The organism is Exiguobacterium sp. UBA6309, assembly GCF_002439205.1.
Classification (GTDB): Bacteria; Bacillota; Bacilli; order Exiguobacteriales; family Exiguobacteriaceae; genus Exiguobacterium_A.
This window is the reverse complement of record NZ_DJTL01000036.1, coordinates 18,502-34,481: the sequence shown is the minus strand read 5'-3', so window position 1 is coordinate 34,481 and position 15,980 is coordinate 18,502. Positions and strand designations below refer to the sequence as shown.

Annotated in this window: 12 protein-coding genes; all 12 read right to left on the bottom strand. The window is 47.2% G+C overall.

Annotated features, from left to right (window positions below; translation table 11 throughout):
• Positions 1-32: 32 nt before the first annotated feature.
• A complete protein-coding gene (locus B3M90_RS12195; protein ID WP_214854462.1) occupies positions 33-1,106 on the bottom strand; it encodes a BMP family lipoprotein in 1,074 nt (357 codons plus the stop codon).
• A 130-nt stretch (positions 1,107-1,236) separates the two neighbouring features.
• Positions 1,237-1,956, bottom strand: a complete 720-nt coding sequence (locus B3M90_RS12190) for a GntR family transcriptional regulator (RefSeq protein WP_035407101.1) — start codon at positions 1,954-1,956, stop codon at positions 1,237-1,239.
• 222 nt (positions 1,957-2,178) lie between these two features.
• Positions 2,179-3,192: a BMP family lipoprotein gene (locus B3M90_RS12185; protein WP_290759169.1), complete on the bottom strand. Its 1,014-nt coding sequence runs from the start codon at positions 3,190-3,192 to the stop codon at positions 2,179-2,181.
• A gap of 322 nt (positions 3,193-3,514) precedes the next feature.
• Positions 3,515-5,662, bottom strand: coding sequence for a DNA translocase FtsK (locus tag B3M90_RS12180; protein ID WP_214854468.1), 2,148 nt, complete (start codon positions 5,660-5,662; stop codon positions 3,515-3,517).
• Between the two features lie 68 nt (positions 5,663-5,730).
• The gene (locus tag B3M90_RS12175; RefSeq protein WP_023468670.1) at positions 5,731-7,395 is read right to left on the bottom strand and encodes a ribonuclease J; all 1,665 of its coding nucleotides are present in this window, start codon (positions 7,393-7,395) and stop codon (positions 5,731-5,733) included.
• A gap of 153 nt (positions 7,396-7,548) precedes the next feature.
• Positions 7,549-8,211 carry a M15 family metallopeptidase gene (locus B3M90_RS12170; RefSeq protein ID WP_251137859.1) on the bottom strand — a complete coding sequence of 221 codons (663 nt, stop codon included), beginning with the start codon at positions 8,209-8,211 and terminating at the stop codon, positions 7,549-7,551.
• On the bottom strand, positions 8,211-9,470 hold the full coding sequence (locus B3M90_RS12165; protein WP_029342035.1) for a lipid II:glycine glycyltransferase FemX: 1,260 nt from the start codon (positions 9,468-9,470) through the stop codon (positions 8,211-8,213). Before B3M90_RS12165 ends, B3M90_RS12170 begins: the two co-directional genes overlap by 1 nt.
• Complete coding sequence (locus tag B3M90_RS12160; RefSeq protein WP_214854471.1) at positions 9,467-10,930, bottom strand: UDP-N-acetylmuramoyl-L-alanyl-D-glutamate--2,6-diaminopimelate ligase; 1,464 nt, start codon at positions 10,928-10,930, stop codon at positions 9,467-9,469. Before B3M90_RS12160 ends, B3M90_RS12165 begins: the two co-directional genes overlap by 4 nt.
• A 59-nt stretch (positions 10,931-10,989) precedes the next feature.
• On the bottom strand, positions 10,990-12,222 hold the full coding sequence (locus tag B3M90_RS12155; protein WP_214854473.1) for a M16 family metallopeptidase: 1,233 nt from the start codon (positions 12,220-12,222) through the stop codon (positions 10,990-10,992).
• Between the two features lie 74 nt (positions 12,223-12,296).
• Positions 12,297-14,516 carry a polyribonucleotide nucleotidyltransferase gene (pnp, locus tag B3M90_RS12150; RefSeq protein WP_214854476.1) on the bottom strand — a complete coding sequence of 740 codons (2,220 nt, stop codon included), beginning with the start codon at positions 14,514-14,516 and terminating at the stop codon, positions 12,297-12,299.
• A gap of 138 nt (positions 14,517-14,654) precedes the next feature.
• Positions 14,655-14,924 carry a 30S ribosomal protein S15 gene (gene rpsO, locus B3M90_RS12145; protein WP_023468676.1) on the bottom strand — a complete coding sequence of 90 codons (270 nt, stop codon included), beginning with the start codon at positions 14,922-14,924 and terminating at the stop codon, positions 14,655-14,657.
• Positions 14,925-15,047: 123 nt separating this feature from the next.
• Positions 15,048-15,977, bottom strand: a complete 930-nt coding sequence (locus B3M90_RS12140) for a bifunctional riboflavin kinase/FAD synthetase (RefSeq protein WP_214854479.1) — start codon at positions 15,975-15,977, stop codon at positions 15,048-15,050.
• Positions 15,978-15,980: the final 3 nt, after the last annotated feature.

The window sequence follows — 15,980 nt, the reverse complement described above, 5'->3', positions numbered from 1 at the left end:
AGTCGCAATGCTAGCGACCCCCGCTTTCATTATTATTTAAGTGACGCTTCGTACTCTTTATACTCGTCGTCAGTCGATGGAACTTTAATGTCACCATCGATGATTTGTTTTTTGTACTCTTCGACTTTGTCGAGTGCTTCTTTTGAGACGTTGTCTTTTGAAGGAGCGATATCGACACCGCCGTCTTTTAGACCGAACTCAACGACTTTACCTGCTGGGAATTTGCCGTCCTTCGTGTCTTTCGCGACTTGCTCTACTGCTGTATCCACACGTTTGACCATTGATGTCAATGTGACGTTCTCTGGCATACCTTCTTCGACTTGGTCACGGTCTACACCGATAACCCAAACATCTTCACCGTTCTTTTTACGGTTTTTCGCTTCTGTGAATACCCCTTGTCCAGTACCACCAGCTGCGTGATAGATGACATCGACTTTTTTACCGTACATACCTGAAGCGATTGCTTGTCCTTTTTCTGCAGCGTTGAAATCTTCTGCGTATTGAATTTCGATTTCCGCTTTCGGGTTAGCCGCTTTAACACCTGCTTTAAATCCGCTTTCGAACTTTTTGATCAAGTCCGAGTTGACACCACCGACAAATCCAACTTTATCCGTTTTAGTCGTTAGACCTGCAACGACACCAACGAGGAACGAACCTTCGTTTTCTTTGAAGACGATTGAAGCGACGTTTGGTTTATCAACGACTTGGTCAACGAGTGCGAAGTTGTTCTTTTTGAACTGATCCGCTACTTTACCGATATCTTCAGCCATCAAGAAACCAATCCCGAGAATTAAGTCGTATTTTGCACGTGCTAATTGCTGAAGGTTCGGTTGATAGTCTGATTGTTTTGCAGATTGGAGATATTTATAGCCAGTACCTTCTTTTAAGTCATTGTCTTTCCCGAACTTTTGGATACCTTCCCAAGCAGATTGGTTGAATGATTTATCATCCACGCCACCTGTATCTGTAACCATACCTACTTTAAAGCCTTCTGATTTGCTGCCGTTACCTGAATCTTTCGAATCGTCGTTGCCACCACATGCTGCAAGGACGGAACTCATTGCTAAACCTGTTGCTGCTAATGCGAGAAGTGACTTCTTTTTCATCTGGAAAAATCCCCTTTCGAATATGGTCATACAAAGTTCAAGACTACGTCTAGCACCTGAGGCTGGCGATGAGGAGCGTTACGTAGGTTTTGACGGGAAGCGCTTTCAGTATTCATCCTAAAACCATGGCTCACACACGTTTACGGATGACGTGGAAATCGAACTTATCTGCTCGGAAATAGTTCGCTGAAAAAAGAACGGAACGGTCGAGCTCATCATAATGCGTCTGACGCAAAGCGAGCAGAGGTTGGTCCGTATGTAATTGTTCAGCGATTTTCGGATCAATACGCGGCTCGATATGCGTCACAGCATGTGTGACACGTCGTCCGAGTTCTTTTTCTAAAGCATCAAACAATGATGTCGAAGAGGTGAACTGCTCTTCATTTTTAATATAATGGCTTGGAATCTTATCGATACAATAGACGACAGGAACATCTCCTGCGAGTCGGATTCGTTCGATTCGATATACCAATTCATCCGGACCAAGTTGAAAGCGTTCTCGGTCGCGCTCAGTCGGTTGGACCATCTCGGATGATAGTACTTCTGAGGTCGGAATCATGCCTGCGCGCGCGATCATCTCTGTCACGCTGTATAACTCCTCGATACCAGAAGTAAACGGTGGTCTTGCATTGATAAACGTACCGACACCGTGTTTACGGATGACAATGTTCTCATCTTCAAGAATTCGTAATGCCTCTCGAAGAGTAGCTCGACTGACGCCAAGTTGCTTTGAAAGTTCAAACTCTGAAGGGAGCTTCTCGCCTTCCTTGTAAACGCCGTCATCGATGTCTGACTTGATTTTTTCAATCACACGTAAATAAAGCAAACGATGATCTAGTTTAATCGACATGACGCATCTCCATCCTCTATCTAGTTGTAACCAGTGCTCAGACTTCTGACGTATGAGAACTCCAGCCAAGATAAGTATATGATGCTTAACACAATCCTGCAATCATTTTGTAACAGGTTAGAAGTCTGACTTCTGGCGCTTTTGTAACCCTTTTCATAACGTAATCAATAATGGAAGAAAATAGGGCATTCTACCTAAGAATGCCCTTTATCTTTTCAACGCTTATTGCTCAGGTACTTCGATTTTCCCTGAAACGACAGCCGCTTTTGCTTTCTCAAGCGCAGTCATCGTCTTCTTCGAGATTTTTTCAGATGGGACGATATCAACGCCGTCTTCTTTCAGACCATAACGAACCGTTTTACCACCTTCGAGTTTTCCATCTTTCGCTGCGTTAGCTGTATCTTCAACTGCGCGGTCGACACGTTTGATGACCGATGTTAACGTCACGTCTTCCGGCATACCTTCTTCTTTTTGATCACGGTCGACACCGATGACCGATACATCTTCTCCATTTTTCTTACGGTTCTTCGCTTCTGTGAAGACACCATTTCCTGTACCGCCTGCTGCTGGGAAGATGATATCCGCTCCTTTACCGTACATGCCGGCTGCGATGGCTTGACCTTTTTCAGGTGCTGCGAAGTCCTCTGCGTACTGAACATCGATTTTGATTTTTGGATTGACGGATTTCGCTCCAGCTTCGAAACCAGCTCGGAACCGCTCGATGACGTCCATTTTCATGCCACCGACGAAACCGATGTGATCTTTTTTCGTCTCCATAGCAGCAACGATCCCTGCAAGGTACGCCCCTTCATTTTCCTTAAATGTGATCGATGTGACGTTTTTCCCTTCAACGACATTATCAACGATTGCAAATCGTGTATCCTTGAATTGATCTGCTACGGTTTTAACATCTTCATTGAATGTATTCCCGATACCGAAAACGAGATCTTCTCCACCACGTGCAAGACGTGACAAGTTCGGTTGATAATCTTGTTGTGATTTAGACTGTAAATAAGAGAACCCTTCATTTTGCTTGAGTTTGTTATCTTTACCGTACGCTTGCAGACCTTCCCAAGCTGATTGGTTGAACGATTTATCATCGATTCCACCTTTATCCGCTACCATAGCGACAGAGAACTGATCTTTTTGGTCAGCTTTCTCACCTGAACCACCGCAGGCTGCAAGTCCAACTGTTGCTACTGACATCATCGATACGATTACCTGTTTTTTCTTCATATCATCCATCTCCTCCGCATTTATGAGAGCGCTTTCATTATCTATTTGTGAAAAAGTCGCTCCCAGACCTCATGTTGAAGGTCGGTCACTCATATGTCTGAGTATGCCAAAAAAAATATTGAAAATCAACAGACGTCTGACAACTATTTTCATGAAAGCGATTTTATTTTATTTTATTTTTGTCTTTTTTCCTTCCTTTCATTTCTAATTTTCTCATCTCATATACGACTCCTGTGTCATTTTTTTGAGCATATTATACAATCATCCATATATATCCATTATTTTAATAAAAAAGAATCACGGTGGATACCGTGATTCTTGATTAACGTCCCATGACGCGGCGTGGTTTTGATCCTTCAGAAGGACCAATCAGACCATTTTCTTCTAGAGCATCAATCAACCGGGCAGCTCGGTTGTAGCCGATACGATACTTTCGTTGAATCATCGACGTCGATGCCGTCTCTTGGGTCAGAATGAACTGGACGACCTCATCATAGAGTGAGTCATCGACCTCTGTTTCACCTTCAGGTACATCTTTTGGAATCATCGCTTCAACATACTGCGCTTTTTGTTGACTGATGACATGATTGACAACCTTCTCGACTTCTTCGTCTGATAAGAACGCACCTTGTACACGGACGGGTTTGTTCATGCCGTTACCGAGCAACAACATATCCCCTCGTCCAAGCAATTTATCAGCGCCTCCCGTATCAAGGATCGTCCGTGAATCCGTCGCACTCGACACACTGAAGGCGATACGTGACGGAATATTCGCTTTGATGACACCAGTGATGATATCAACACTTGGTCGCTGGGTCGCGATAACCATGTGAATCCCAGCTGCTCGCGCCATTTGTGCAAGTCGCATGATTGCATCTTCAACTTCATTTGACGCGACCATCATCAAGTCGGCTAACTCATCAACGATGACGACAATATACGGTAATCGTTGATGCACTTTTTCCTCTGCGTTCATCTTATCGATTAGTGCATTGTAGCCTTCGATGTTGCGCGCTCCGTTTTGACTGAAAATCTCATAACGACGTTCCATTTCCGAGACGACCTGTTTTAACGCCTGCGCCGCCTTTTTCGGATCGGTGACGACCGGTGCCAAAAGATGAGGAATACCGTTGTAGACGTTTAATTCGACCATTTTCGGGTCAATCATCATCAGGCGGACTTCATCCGGTCGAGCTCGCATCAAAATTGAGACGATCATCCCGTTAATGCAGACCGATTTACCGGAACCGGTCGAACCGGCAACTAAGACGTGTGGCATCTTATTCAGCTTTGCTGTCACCGTCTCACCAGAAATGCTTCGTCCGAGTGCGACGAGCAAACGATCATTGTCGGATTGAACGCTCTCCGCTCCTAACACTTCTCGAAGTGATACCATGGCGACTTCACGGTTTGGCACCTCGATTCCGACAGCCGCTTTACCAGGAATTGGTGCTTCGATTCGAATATCTTTCGCCGCTAACGCAAGCGCTAAATCATCGGCGAGTCCTGTGATTCGACTAAGCTTGATACCTTGTTTCGGTTCAATCTCATACTTCGTGACACTTGGTCCGAGATGAATCTTCAACACTTTCGCTCCGATCCCGAACGATTTTAAGGTCGCAATCAATTTCGTCGCATTATCCTTTAGTCGCTTATTCTCACCCGATAAGTCTTTGGACGTCGGCTCTGCTAATAAATCAAGCGACGGCAATTGATATCCGTCCGGTGTCTCCGTCATCGTCAGTGGTCCTTGTGTCTCCGCTGCTTGCGGTTCAACGTGATCCGTGAAGCCGATAATTGGAACGTCTTGAATGTTGACCGAAGGATCCTCTGCTTCCTGTTCCGTTTCGATCGGTTCCTCGACAGTTGCTGGTCGCAACGTCTTCGGTTTTTTCTCACGAACCGGTTTCGCTTTCAACTCTTTTTCGACACGAGGACGTGGTGTCCGTTCACGATTGCGAAACTCTTCTGCACGTTCCCGGAGCCCAAGCCACAGCTCACTATAAAACGATGGGCGTAGGATATGAACGGCCGTTCCGATGAAGAACAGACCAATCAAGAAGGCACCCGCGCTCGAAATATAATAAGCTGCGTTTTGATAGAGCCATCCATTGAGAATGCCACGCGGTGCTCCGAGCAATAGATCAATCCAGACGACTGAACCCATCAGTAACATCGACCATGCCCATTTCTGAGCACGCGACGCATTCGAGAGGAGTAAAAGTAGCACAGCACCGATTCCACCATATATTAAGGAACCGAACTGACCAATTAACCGCTCTCCTCCATCGGCTAGCGTCAGTCCGACTTTCCCGAACTCCCCGAAAGCGAGAACGAAAGCTAGTAATGAGACGATTGCGATGATGGTCGCATATGTACGATACGCAATCGGCTGACGTTGTTTCTTCGCTGCCGGTCGTTTCCGTGGCGGCGTTTTTTTTCGTACAGGTTTTCGTTTCGTCGTCGCCATACGTCATCCCTCCTGATAAAAAAACGGCTCAGTGGACCAGGTATTGGTCAATCTGAGCCGCTCGTTTGTTAAATCTCCATGATGATCGGAAGAATCATCGGGCGGCGTTTCGTCTGTTCATAGAGATAAGCACTCAGTTTATCTCGAATCAACGACTTCATCTCCGTCCAATCCAATTCTCCGTTTAATTTACCTTGTAGTTGTTTCGCGACGATTCGGTTCGCTTCGTTGATCATATCCTCTGATTCACGCATGTAGACGAATCCGCGTGAGATGATTTCCGGTCCCGAGACGATCGTTTTGTTTTTCCGGCTGATCGTAATGACACAAAGGACGACACCGTCTTGCGATAACAAGCGACGATCACGAAGAACGATGTTTCCGACATCCCCCACACCGATTCCGTCGATCAAGACGTTTCCAGCGTTCACTTTGCGCGACATCCGTGCTTTGCGCTTCTCGAACTCAACGACATCCCCATTCTCGATGATGAAGATATTGTTCGCATTGACGCCAACCGTCTGTGCGAGACGACTGTGTGCCTTTTGCATCCGGAATTCTCCGTGAATCGGTAGGAAGAATTTCGGTTTGATCAAGTTGAGCATTAGCTTCAGATCTTCTGCATGACCGTGACCGGACACGTGTACTTTCCGTTGGTTGTAAATGACATTCGCACCAGCACGGAATAAGAGATCGATCGTTTTCGAAACCGACTTTTCGTTACCTGGAATCGGCGAAGCCGCAACGACGACCGTATCGTTCAAGCGAATATTGACTTGCTTATGTGCGTTACGCGCCATTCGTGTCAAGGCTGCCATCGGCTCACCTTGCGATCCTGTCGTCAAGATGACGACTTGGTTATCATCGAGGCGATTGATGTCAGATAGATCAATCAATGTTTTCTGCTTGAAGCGTAAGTAATTCAAACGCTGTGCCACTTCAACGTTGTTGACCATGCTACGACCGACGACCGCTACTTTTCGATTGTTCGCTTCTGCTGCTGCAAATACTTGTTGTAGACGATGAATGTTCGAAGCGAATGAAGCTACAATCACACGACCCGGTGCCTCATAGATGACGTCGTTCAATTCAGAACCGACAATCGATTCTGACCCAGACATCCCTGGTCGCTCTGCATTCGTCGAGTCAGACAGCAAGCACAGTACGCCCCGTTGACCAATCGCTGCAATTTTCCCGAAATCCGCCTGTTTTCCATCGACTGGTGTGTAATCGAACTTGAAATCCCCCGTATGAACGATGGCACCTTGAGACGTTTGAATACAAACCCCAACTGCATCCGGAATCGAGTGGTTGACCCGGAAGAACGTAATAAAATGACCAGCAACGGTTAATTTCGTCTTGGCATCAATTGGACGAAGATCTGCCTTTTTCAATAAACCGGCTTCTTTTAATTTGTGTTCAATCAAACCGAGCGTCAAACGTGTTCCGTAAACAGGTACCTTCAAGTCACGCAAGACGTAACTGAGTGCCCCGATATGATCCTCGTGACCATGGGTAATGAAAATCCCTTGAATCCGCTCTTTGTTTTCTTTTAAATAACTGATGTCTGGAATGACTTTATCGATTCCAAGCATCTCATCTCCTGGGAACATTAACCCGGCATCGATGACGAAGATGTCCTCGTCGAGTTCGACGACGTACATGTTCTTACCGATCTCACCGGCGCCACCAAGAGCAAAGACGCTTACTTTTTCCGTCTTCTTCTTTGACACGACATGACCTCCTATAATTCATATTCACTTTTCGTGAGCCGTCCACTTATCACTATCACTATTCTAGCCGAATTTTCACAATCTGCCAACAATCGGACTAGGAAATCTAAAAAAAACGTCATTCCTGCCACATTACTCCAGGAATGACGTTAATCATGTATTCAACAAATCTTCGACTTCTTCTGTTCGTTTCGCTTTTTCCGAACGGCTTGGACGTTCACCAGCCTTCAGTTCGTCGAGCGAATACTCGAACGTCATCTCAAAATGAGGGTAATCGACGAATCGCTTCCAATCGCCTCCCCATTCGAAACCGAGTGCTTTCCCGATATCAGCGACTTCACGCCAATCACTTTTCCCTGACCGATTCCCATCATATTCAAGATCATACGAAATCTGTCCATTTACGAGTTGCACGAAATCAATTGCAAGTCCGTAGTTATGCATCGATTCACCGCCTCGTGCATTCGTGACGACTTCACCTGCCTCAGAACGCCCTTGTTCATAAAGCGCATTCTGTTGCTGGATCGAGCGGTACCCTTGCGTGATCTTGATATCGATATTGTAGCAAGAATGTGCCACACGGATCAGATCCTTTGCCCCTGCCTCGACAGCTGGATGGAGACGCTTCAGGTTCGCCTCGCTTGCATTGATCAAACGGTTTTCCCCTGCTACGTCTCGTGGGCAACTATCAATCCCGAGTTCCGGTTGGTCCATCAAAATCGTCGGCATCCGGTTCATGGATGCCGCAAGAAACAATCCAATCGCAAACATCGTCAATAAAAATACGATCCAACCGAAGATTGTTCCCCGTTTCATCAGCGGCGAAGCTTCTTCCGAAGTTTTTGTAGAATCGGTAACCCCGTCTCGAGCAACAGATAGAGCGGACGATTGAGTACATAATCGAACTCACCGATTTTTTCAATCATCCGGCTGCCCCAACCAGATTTAAAGGCGTAGAGTCCCGCGTAATGATCATCCGGGTCTGTTGAACCACTGACTCCACCGAAGTCATAGGAGAGCGCACCATGTTCTTTCGCATATTGCATCATCGTCCATTGCATCAAATGGTTCGGCATGAATTCCCGGTACTCGTTCGATGAGGCTCCATATAAGTAATAGGAACGACGACCAGCAAGCGTCAAAAGACCACCAGACAGGATGACACCGTTTGGATGTTTGGCAGCAATCGTCATCAGTTCCGTTTTCGACTTTTCTGCTTTTTCGATTTGTGCTGTCGTCTGCTCCAAGCGATTGTTTAAGCTTTTTAGCTTCTTCTCAGCCGTCTCTTTCTCAAGCTGACGGTGAATCTTCGAGAGTTCCTTATCGGCTTGAAGTAATAAGGCTTCCGTATTCTCAAGAGCACGTACGACATCAAGTTTCGTCAAAAACAAGACCGCATCACCCTTTGGATGGAGATGATCATACAGATTCTCGAAATAATCCAGACCGCGGATTGAAAAACCATCCCGTTCGCCCGTCTCGACCATCAGCTTCGCAAATGTCTTGAGTCCTTCACGATCCGCTTGTTCGCATACGATCCCTTTGCGTTCAGCAAGACGGACGTTGTAGCGGAACTTCGAATGAAAACCGTCGAAGATCTCTTTTTCTGTCCCTACAAGACTCGTCTCCATCGTAAAGCGTGGTTGCGCGTAGTCAAAACCGCCACCGAAGCCATTATGTTTGAAGCCAAGTCCTTGCATCTCCTGTAACAGACCTGGATATTCTTCCCGCTCGACGTTCGGATCGAATTTAATCGCAATCGCCTTCTGTTGTTTTGCGACACGTATCGCTTCATCACGAAGAGCACGAAGTGCGTCCGTATCCGTATAATCGACGACGAAACCGCGCGGTGCATAACAAAGCGTGAACGGTAGCTTCGGTACTTTCTTAAACAAGAGCAGACCAACTCCGGCAATCTCACCGGAAGCCGTTCCGACTGCGATCCGTTCATGTGTCCATCCTGTCGCGCTTTTGACTTCTCCCCATGCCGGAAGCTGAAGTAAGTCGCCTTTTGGATGTGTTTTTACGAATGTTTCAAATTGATCTATGGTTACAACGATTGGTTGATAAGTCACTTCTGTTCCTCCATTTGCCGTATCATCTCTTTGACGATGATTTCCTCATCGAGCGGGAATTTCTCATCCCCAATGATTTGATATTTTTCATGGCCCTTACCGGCTAAGATGACGATATTATCTGGTCGTGCGAGCCGTGCTGCGTAACGCACGGCCTCTTCCCGATCACCGATTTCAACGAACTGATCGTGGGTCATCCCTTTGGCGATGCCGGATGTAATTGACTCATATGCTTCATATCGTGGATCATCCGTCGTGATGACGACGGTTCCTGCGTAGGTCGAAGCCAGTTCGCCCATCTTCGGTCGTTTCGTCACGTCGCGGTTTCCACCTGTCCCGATCAGGAAGACGATCTTTTCCTTCGGTACGTCAACGAGTGCTTTCAGACACTGTTCAATGCCGTCAGGAGTATGCGCGTAGTCGACATATACGTTATATCCTTCGATTGGTAAGCGTTGCATCCGACCTTTTGCCGGACGGATTGCTGAAATCGCTCCTGCAATCGTCGTTAGGTCGTATCCGCAAGACAAGAGGATCCCTGTCGCAAGCAACAGATTGTAGACGTTAAAGCGACCGATGAAATTCGCCGTGACGTCGACTTGTTCTTCTTTGTACAGCATCGTGAACGTCGTTTGTTGAAGTGACTGTTCAATCGCCGTTGCTCGGAGGTCAGCTGCGTTGTCGATACCGTACGTCATGACACGAGCACCTGTCATCATTTCGTACAGTTCGCTCGTCGGATCATCGGCATTCAAGACCGCGACTTTCTCTGTCGACAACCGTTGTCCGAGCTGTGCGAATAACAATCCTTTGGCACGTGCATAGTTCTCAAACGTTTTGTGAAAATCGAGGTGATCATGCGTCAGATTCGTGAATCCCGCAATGTCGTAATCGACACCCGTTACTCGACCAAGCTCTAGTCCATGCGAAGAGACTTCCATGATGACGTCTTGGACATCTTCTTTATGCATTTGATGCAAAAATGCTTGTAATTCGGAGCTTTGTGGTGTCGTATTGCGACTTGGTACAACGCGGTCACCAATCTTGACTTCGACCGTTCCGATGATACCCGTTTTCCGACCAAGGTGCGCTAATATATCACGGACAATCGTCGTCGTCGTCGTTTTCCCGTTCGTTCCTGTAATACCAATCATCCGCATCTTTTCAGAAGGATAATCATAGAATTTGCCAGCCAATTCGGCAATGGCACGTGATGTACTACGAACGAGAATGACAGGAATCGACACATTGACCGGTTGTTCCGCAACGATTGCGACCGCTCCTTGTGCTTCTGCCTGTTTGGCATAGTCGTGTCCATCAACAGTATACCCTTTGATGGCGACGAACAATGTTCCCGGTTTAACATCCCGTGAATCGGTCGTGATGGACGTGACGTCCACTTCTACCATTCGTTCGATTTTTTGCGTCTGTATGACTTGAATCAGTTCAGCTAAATTCAACGGTATTCCTTCTTTCTCGACATCGTCATTTCATATGTTTCATCTATTCCGTTCTGCTGTCATGCTTCCTCTTCCTGGTCTGCCGGAAGAATATAGGCCTTTGCCGGTTCCTCCGAAAAGATGTGCTCAATCAGCCCTTCGATGTCCGATGGACGAATTCGTTCTACATCCGCTAGTACTTCTTCGAGTGACGGGTGACGATGCAGATGCAACTCATTTCGGGCATTTCGGTTCATATGGCTCGATGTGCCTTCGTTTCCTAAAATCAGAGAACCTTTTAGCTGTTCAATGCCATCTTCGAGTTCCTTAGCGGATAGTCCGTCCCGCTTCAAGCGATCAATCTCAGCAGCGAGAACCTGTTCGACCTCTTCGACTGATTCCGGAGACGTACCGACATAAATCGTGAACGTGCCATGATCGTCAAACGTCGTGTAATAGGAAAAGACTGAATAAGCAAGACCGCGTTCCTCTCGGATAGATTGGAACAAGCGACTCGACATCGTCGCACCGAATGCATTGTTGAGTAAGGCGAGGGCAGGCAATCGTGGATCAGCAGAAGGAATCGCACGGAAATTATAACAAATATGTGCCTGTTCCGTATCCTTTTCCTTACGAATCACACCATTTTGTAACCTTGGTGACGCTGTCTCACGGGTCTTCGATCGTGATTCGAGGATCGACATCCGCTCTTGAATCTGCGTAATCAACTCGTTTGAGACGTTTCCGGCAACGGAAATGACGATTTGATCCGGAGCATATGCTTCTTCGAGATATCGTCCGATCATCGTTCGATCAATCCGAAGCACACTCTCTTCCGTTCCAAGAATCGGTCGAGCCATGACATCCTCTCCGTAAGCCGCAACAGCTAATAACTCATGGACGAGATCATCTGGTGTGTCATCGTACATTTTAATCTCTTCAATGACGACCTTTTTCTCTTTTTCCAGTTCATCCGCGTCAAACGTCGATTCGAGGAACATATCCGCCAATACGTGAAAGGCTTCACCTGCATGTTCATCTAATGTCTTGACGTAATAACACGTTTGATCCTTACTCGTGAACGCATTAATATTTCCACCAAGTCGGTCAAAATAAACTGCAATCTCTTTTGCCGTATGGCGTTTTGTTCCTTTGAACATCATATGCTCGATGAGATGACTGATCCCATGCTCCTCGATCTGTTCCGTCCGACTTCCTGCTTGAATGAAGATTCCGGTCGCGACGCTGCGTGCTTCTGGCATCCGTTCAACGATTAGTCGAACCCCGTTTTCTAGTTGTATCCGTTCGATCATAGTAATTCCTCCAAATATAGGAAACAAGGTGGCTCTCGTTGCATTCTCTGCACCGTCGAGCCACCTTGGATTCATTAGTTACGACGTGGTGGACGTTGTCCGTCACGTGGTGGGCGTGAACCCTGATCCCGGCGTGGCGGGCGGTTCTCACGCTCTGTCTTTTTCTTTTCTTCGTATGCGGCACGGTCTTCTTCGCTTAATCCTTCGACGAGCAGGACTTTGTGCGACGCGTTAACGCGTCCTTTGTCATCGATTTCTGTGACACGGACTTTTAGCTTATCTCCAAGTTTAACGACATCTTCCGTTTGACCAACACGGTCAAGTGCGAGTTCCGAGATGTGGACGAGTGCGTCTTTTCCTTTGAACAATTCAACGAATGCACCGAATTTCTCAACGCGACGGACCGTTCCATCGAACTCTTCCCCGACGACGACTTCACGGACGATATCTTCGATCAATTGACGGGCACGATCGATGCCAGCTTGATCCGTCGAAGCGATAAAGACTGTTCCGTCTTGATCGATGTCGATCTTAACGCCTGTCTCATCAATGATACCGTTGATGACTTTACCACCAGGTCCGATGACATCACGGATTTTATCTGGATTGATTTTAAGTGTGACGATTTTCGGCGCGTATTGCGACAATTCGACACGCGGTTCAGCAATGACAGATTGCATATGCTCAAGAATATGCAGACGACCAAGACGTGCTTGTTCAAGTGCTTCTTCAAGAATTTGACGCGTGATTCCGCCAATTTTCATATCCATTTGCAAAGCTGTGACACCTTCGTGAGTTCCAGCGACTTTAAAGTCCATATCTCCGAGATGATCTTCCATCCCTTGGATATCTGTCAAGATCGAGTAATTTTCGCCTTCCATGATCAAGCCCATCGCGATACCAGCGACAGGTGCTTTTAATGGAACACCCGCATCCATCATGGCAAGGATCGAACCACAGATGGAAGCCTGTGATGAAGAACCGTTCGACTCAAGGACTTCTGACACGAGACGAATCGTGTACGGGAAATCAACTTCATTCGGTAGAACTGGTAAAAGTGCGCGTTCTCCGAGTGCCCCGTGACCAATTTCACGACGACCTGGTGCACGCATCGGACGTGCTTCCCCAACTGAGAATGGTGGGAAGTTATAATGGTGCATGAAACGTTTCTCTTCCTTCAGACCAAGTCCATCAATGATTTGAGCGTCAGCTGCAACACCGAGTGTCGCAACAGACAAGACTTGTGTCTGACCGCGTGTGAACAAACCTGAACCGTGCGCACGTGGTAAGAGACCGACTTCTGAATCAAGTGGACGGATCTCAGCAAGACCACGACCATCTGGACGAACTTTGTCTTCCGTGATGAGGCGACGGACTTCGTCTTTGACGAACTTGTTGAGAACGCCTGATACTTCTGCCAATTGTTCTGCTGTGACGGACTCGTCAGCTGCATACAACTCGATGTATTTTGCGATGACTTCGTTGATGGCAACGTCACGTGCTTGTTTTTCTTCGACTTGAACTGCTTGTGTGACTTCTGCCAATGCTTCTGCTTTCAGGCGATTGACGATTGTCTCATCGAAGCTTGATACCGTATATTCGAACTTCTCTTTACCGACTTGTGCGACGATTTCTTCTTGGAACGCGATCATTTCCTTGATGACATCGTGTCCGAGCAAGATCGCTTCAAGCATTGCTTGTTCCGATACTTCCTTCGCACCTGCTTCAACCATGTTGACGGCATGTTTTGTTCCGGCAACTTGAAGGTCGATGTCGCTGACTTCCATTTGCGCTGAAGTCGGGTTCACGACGAATTCTCCGTCAACGCGACCGATCGTCACGCCTGCGATTGGACCGTCGAATGGAATATCCGAGATCGAAAGCGCAATCGAAGCCCCGATCATCGCAGCGACTTCTGGTGAATTGTCAGCATCTGACGAAAGAACCGTCGTCGCCACTTGAACGTCGTGACGGAAACCGTCCGGGAATAATGGACGGATTGGACGGTCGATCAGACGCGAAGTCAAGATCGCACTCTCTCCAGGACGTCCTTCACGTTTGAGGAATCCACCTGGGATTTTCCCTGCCGCATATAATTTTTCTTCATAGTTCACTGTTAATGGGAAGAAATCTAAGTCCTTCGGTTGTTTTGATGCAACGACCGTAGCAAGAACGGCTGTATCGCCGTAACGAATCAATGCTGCTCCGTTCGCTTGTTTTGCTAATTGACCGATTTCAATCGTTAATGGACGTCCACCGAGTTCGGTCGAAAACGTCTGTTTTGTTTGTGACATGCACAAATCTCCTCTCACTGCTATCCGTTTTTTCATTCAAATCTAATTATGTAGGTTCTTGCGCAAAAAGTCCATGAATCGGCAAAAAAAAGAAACAGGAGACGATGCTCCTGCTTCCCTACCTCGTTCTCGTCGGGATTAGCGACGGAGACCAAGACGCTCGATCAACGAACGGTAACGTGCAACATCCTTGTTACGAAGGTATGTGAGCAAGTTACGGCGACGACCGACCATTTTCAAGAGACCACGACGTGAGTGGTGATCCTTTTTGTGTGTACGTAAGTGATCGTTCAAAGTTGTGATCTGTTCAGTTAAAACAGCAACTTGTACTTCCGGCGAACCAGTATCGCCTTGTTTCGTAGCATATGCTTCGATGATTTCGTTTTTACGTTCTTTTGTGAGTGCCATTGTCACTCCACCTCCATCTTATGAATGACCGTATTCCCGAGCATCGGATGGTGAGACCAGATGCCAAGTGAATCGGCTGTACGTGATCGTACTGACCTATCATAACGAACCCTGTCCGTACTGTCAAACGCTTAATTGTACCTTTGCTTCTTCGCGGTCCCGTGCCAATTGTTCTTTCAATTGATCGATACCGTTGAAGGCTTTTTCATCGCGTAAGTAAGCAATCCATTCAAGCGTCAATTCTTGACCATAAAGATCCTCATCAAAGTCAAGAAGATGCGTCTCGATGCTGACCTCTCCCGTCTCATAGAACGTCGGGCGTCTGCCGACGTTCGTCATCGCCTTGAACCGACGACCGTCTGCTAGGCGAACGAATGTCGCATACACCCCGAGTTTTGGAATGACGTAGGCAAAATCTGGGCGCATGTTCGCTGTCGGGAAGCCAATTTGTCGACCGCGTGCGTCACCGTGAATGATCGTGCCTTTGATTTGGTAAGGTTCTCCAAGCAAACATGCAGCCGGTTCGACTTCTCCTGCAGCAAGTAAACGACGAATCCGGGTTGAGCTGATCTTTTCAGCTTCTTCTTGGAATTCTGCTACGACGGTATGCGTAAATGTGCCACGACTATGAAAATCAAGCGTCGCCATTTTGCCGGCTCCGAAACGACCGTAGGAATAATCGAATCCAGCAACGACGTGTTCTGCTCCAGACGCAATCAGATATTCGTCGACGAACGCTTGCGGTGATAATTCCGAGAAAGGAATCGTAAACTCAATCACATAAACACGATCTACACCAAGCTGCTCGAGTTTCTCTAATTTACGTTCAAGCGGTGTGATGTAGTGGACTGGTTCATCCCCTTTACCAAGCACTTGTTTCGGATGGGGATCAAAGGTCATGATAGCCAAGGGCAGGCGACGAGCCTCCGCCTCTTTCCGTGCTGCTGCGATGACTTGCTGATGTCCGAGATGTACACCGTCAAAAAAGCCGAGTGCGATGACAGCAGGGTCTTTTTGAGGTTGTTCCGGATATGTTAAATGTATGATGTCCATGAT

Excerpts from the sequence above, each read along its gene's own strand:
- B3M90_RS12195 (WP_214854462.1), bottom strand. The coding sequence starts at position 1,106 with ATGAAAAAGAAGTCACTTCTCGCATTAGCAGCAACAGGTTTAGCAATG.
- B3M90_RS12190 (WP_035407101.1), bottom strand. The coding sequence starts at position 1,956 with ATGTCGATTAAACTAGATCATCGTTTGCTTTATTTACGTGTGATTGAA.
- B3M90_RS12185 (WP_290759169.1), bottom strand. The coding sequence starts at position 3,192 with ATGAAGAAAAAACAGGTAATCGTATCGATGATGTCAGTAGCAACAGTT.
- B3M90_RS12180 (WP_214854468.1), bottom strand. The coding sequence starts at position 5,662 with ATGGCGACGACGAAACGAAAACCTGTACGAAAAAAAACGCCGCCACGG.
- B3M90_RS12170 (WP_251137859.1), bottom strand. The coding sequence starts at position 8,211 with ATGAAACGGGGAACAATCTTCGGTTGGATCGTATTTTTATTGACGATG.
- B3M90_RS12155 (WP_214854473.1), bottom strand. The coding sequence starts at position 12,222 with ATGATCGAACGGATACAACTAGAAAACGGGGTTCGACTAATCGTTGAA.
- pnp (WP_214854476.1), bottom strand. The coding sequence starts at position 14,516 with ATGTCACAAACAAAACAGACGTTTTCGACCGAACTCGGTGGACGTCCA.
- rpsO (WP_023468676.1), bottom strand. The coding sequence starts at position 14,924 with ATGGCACTCACAAAAGAACGTAAAAACGAAATCATCGAAGCATATGCT.
- B3M90_RS12140 (WP_214854479.1), bottom strand. The coding sequence starts at position 15,977 with ATGGACATCATACATTTAACATATCCGGAACAACCTCAAAAAGACCCT.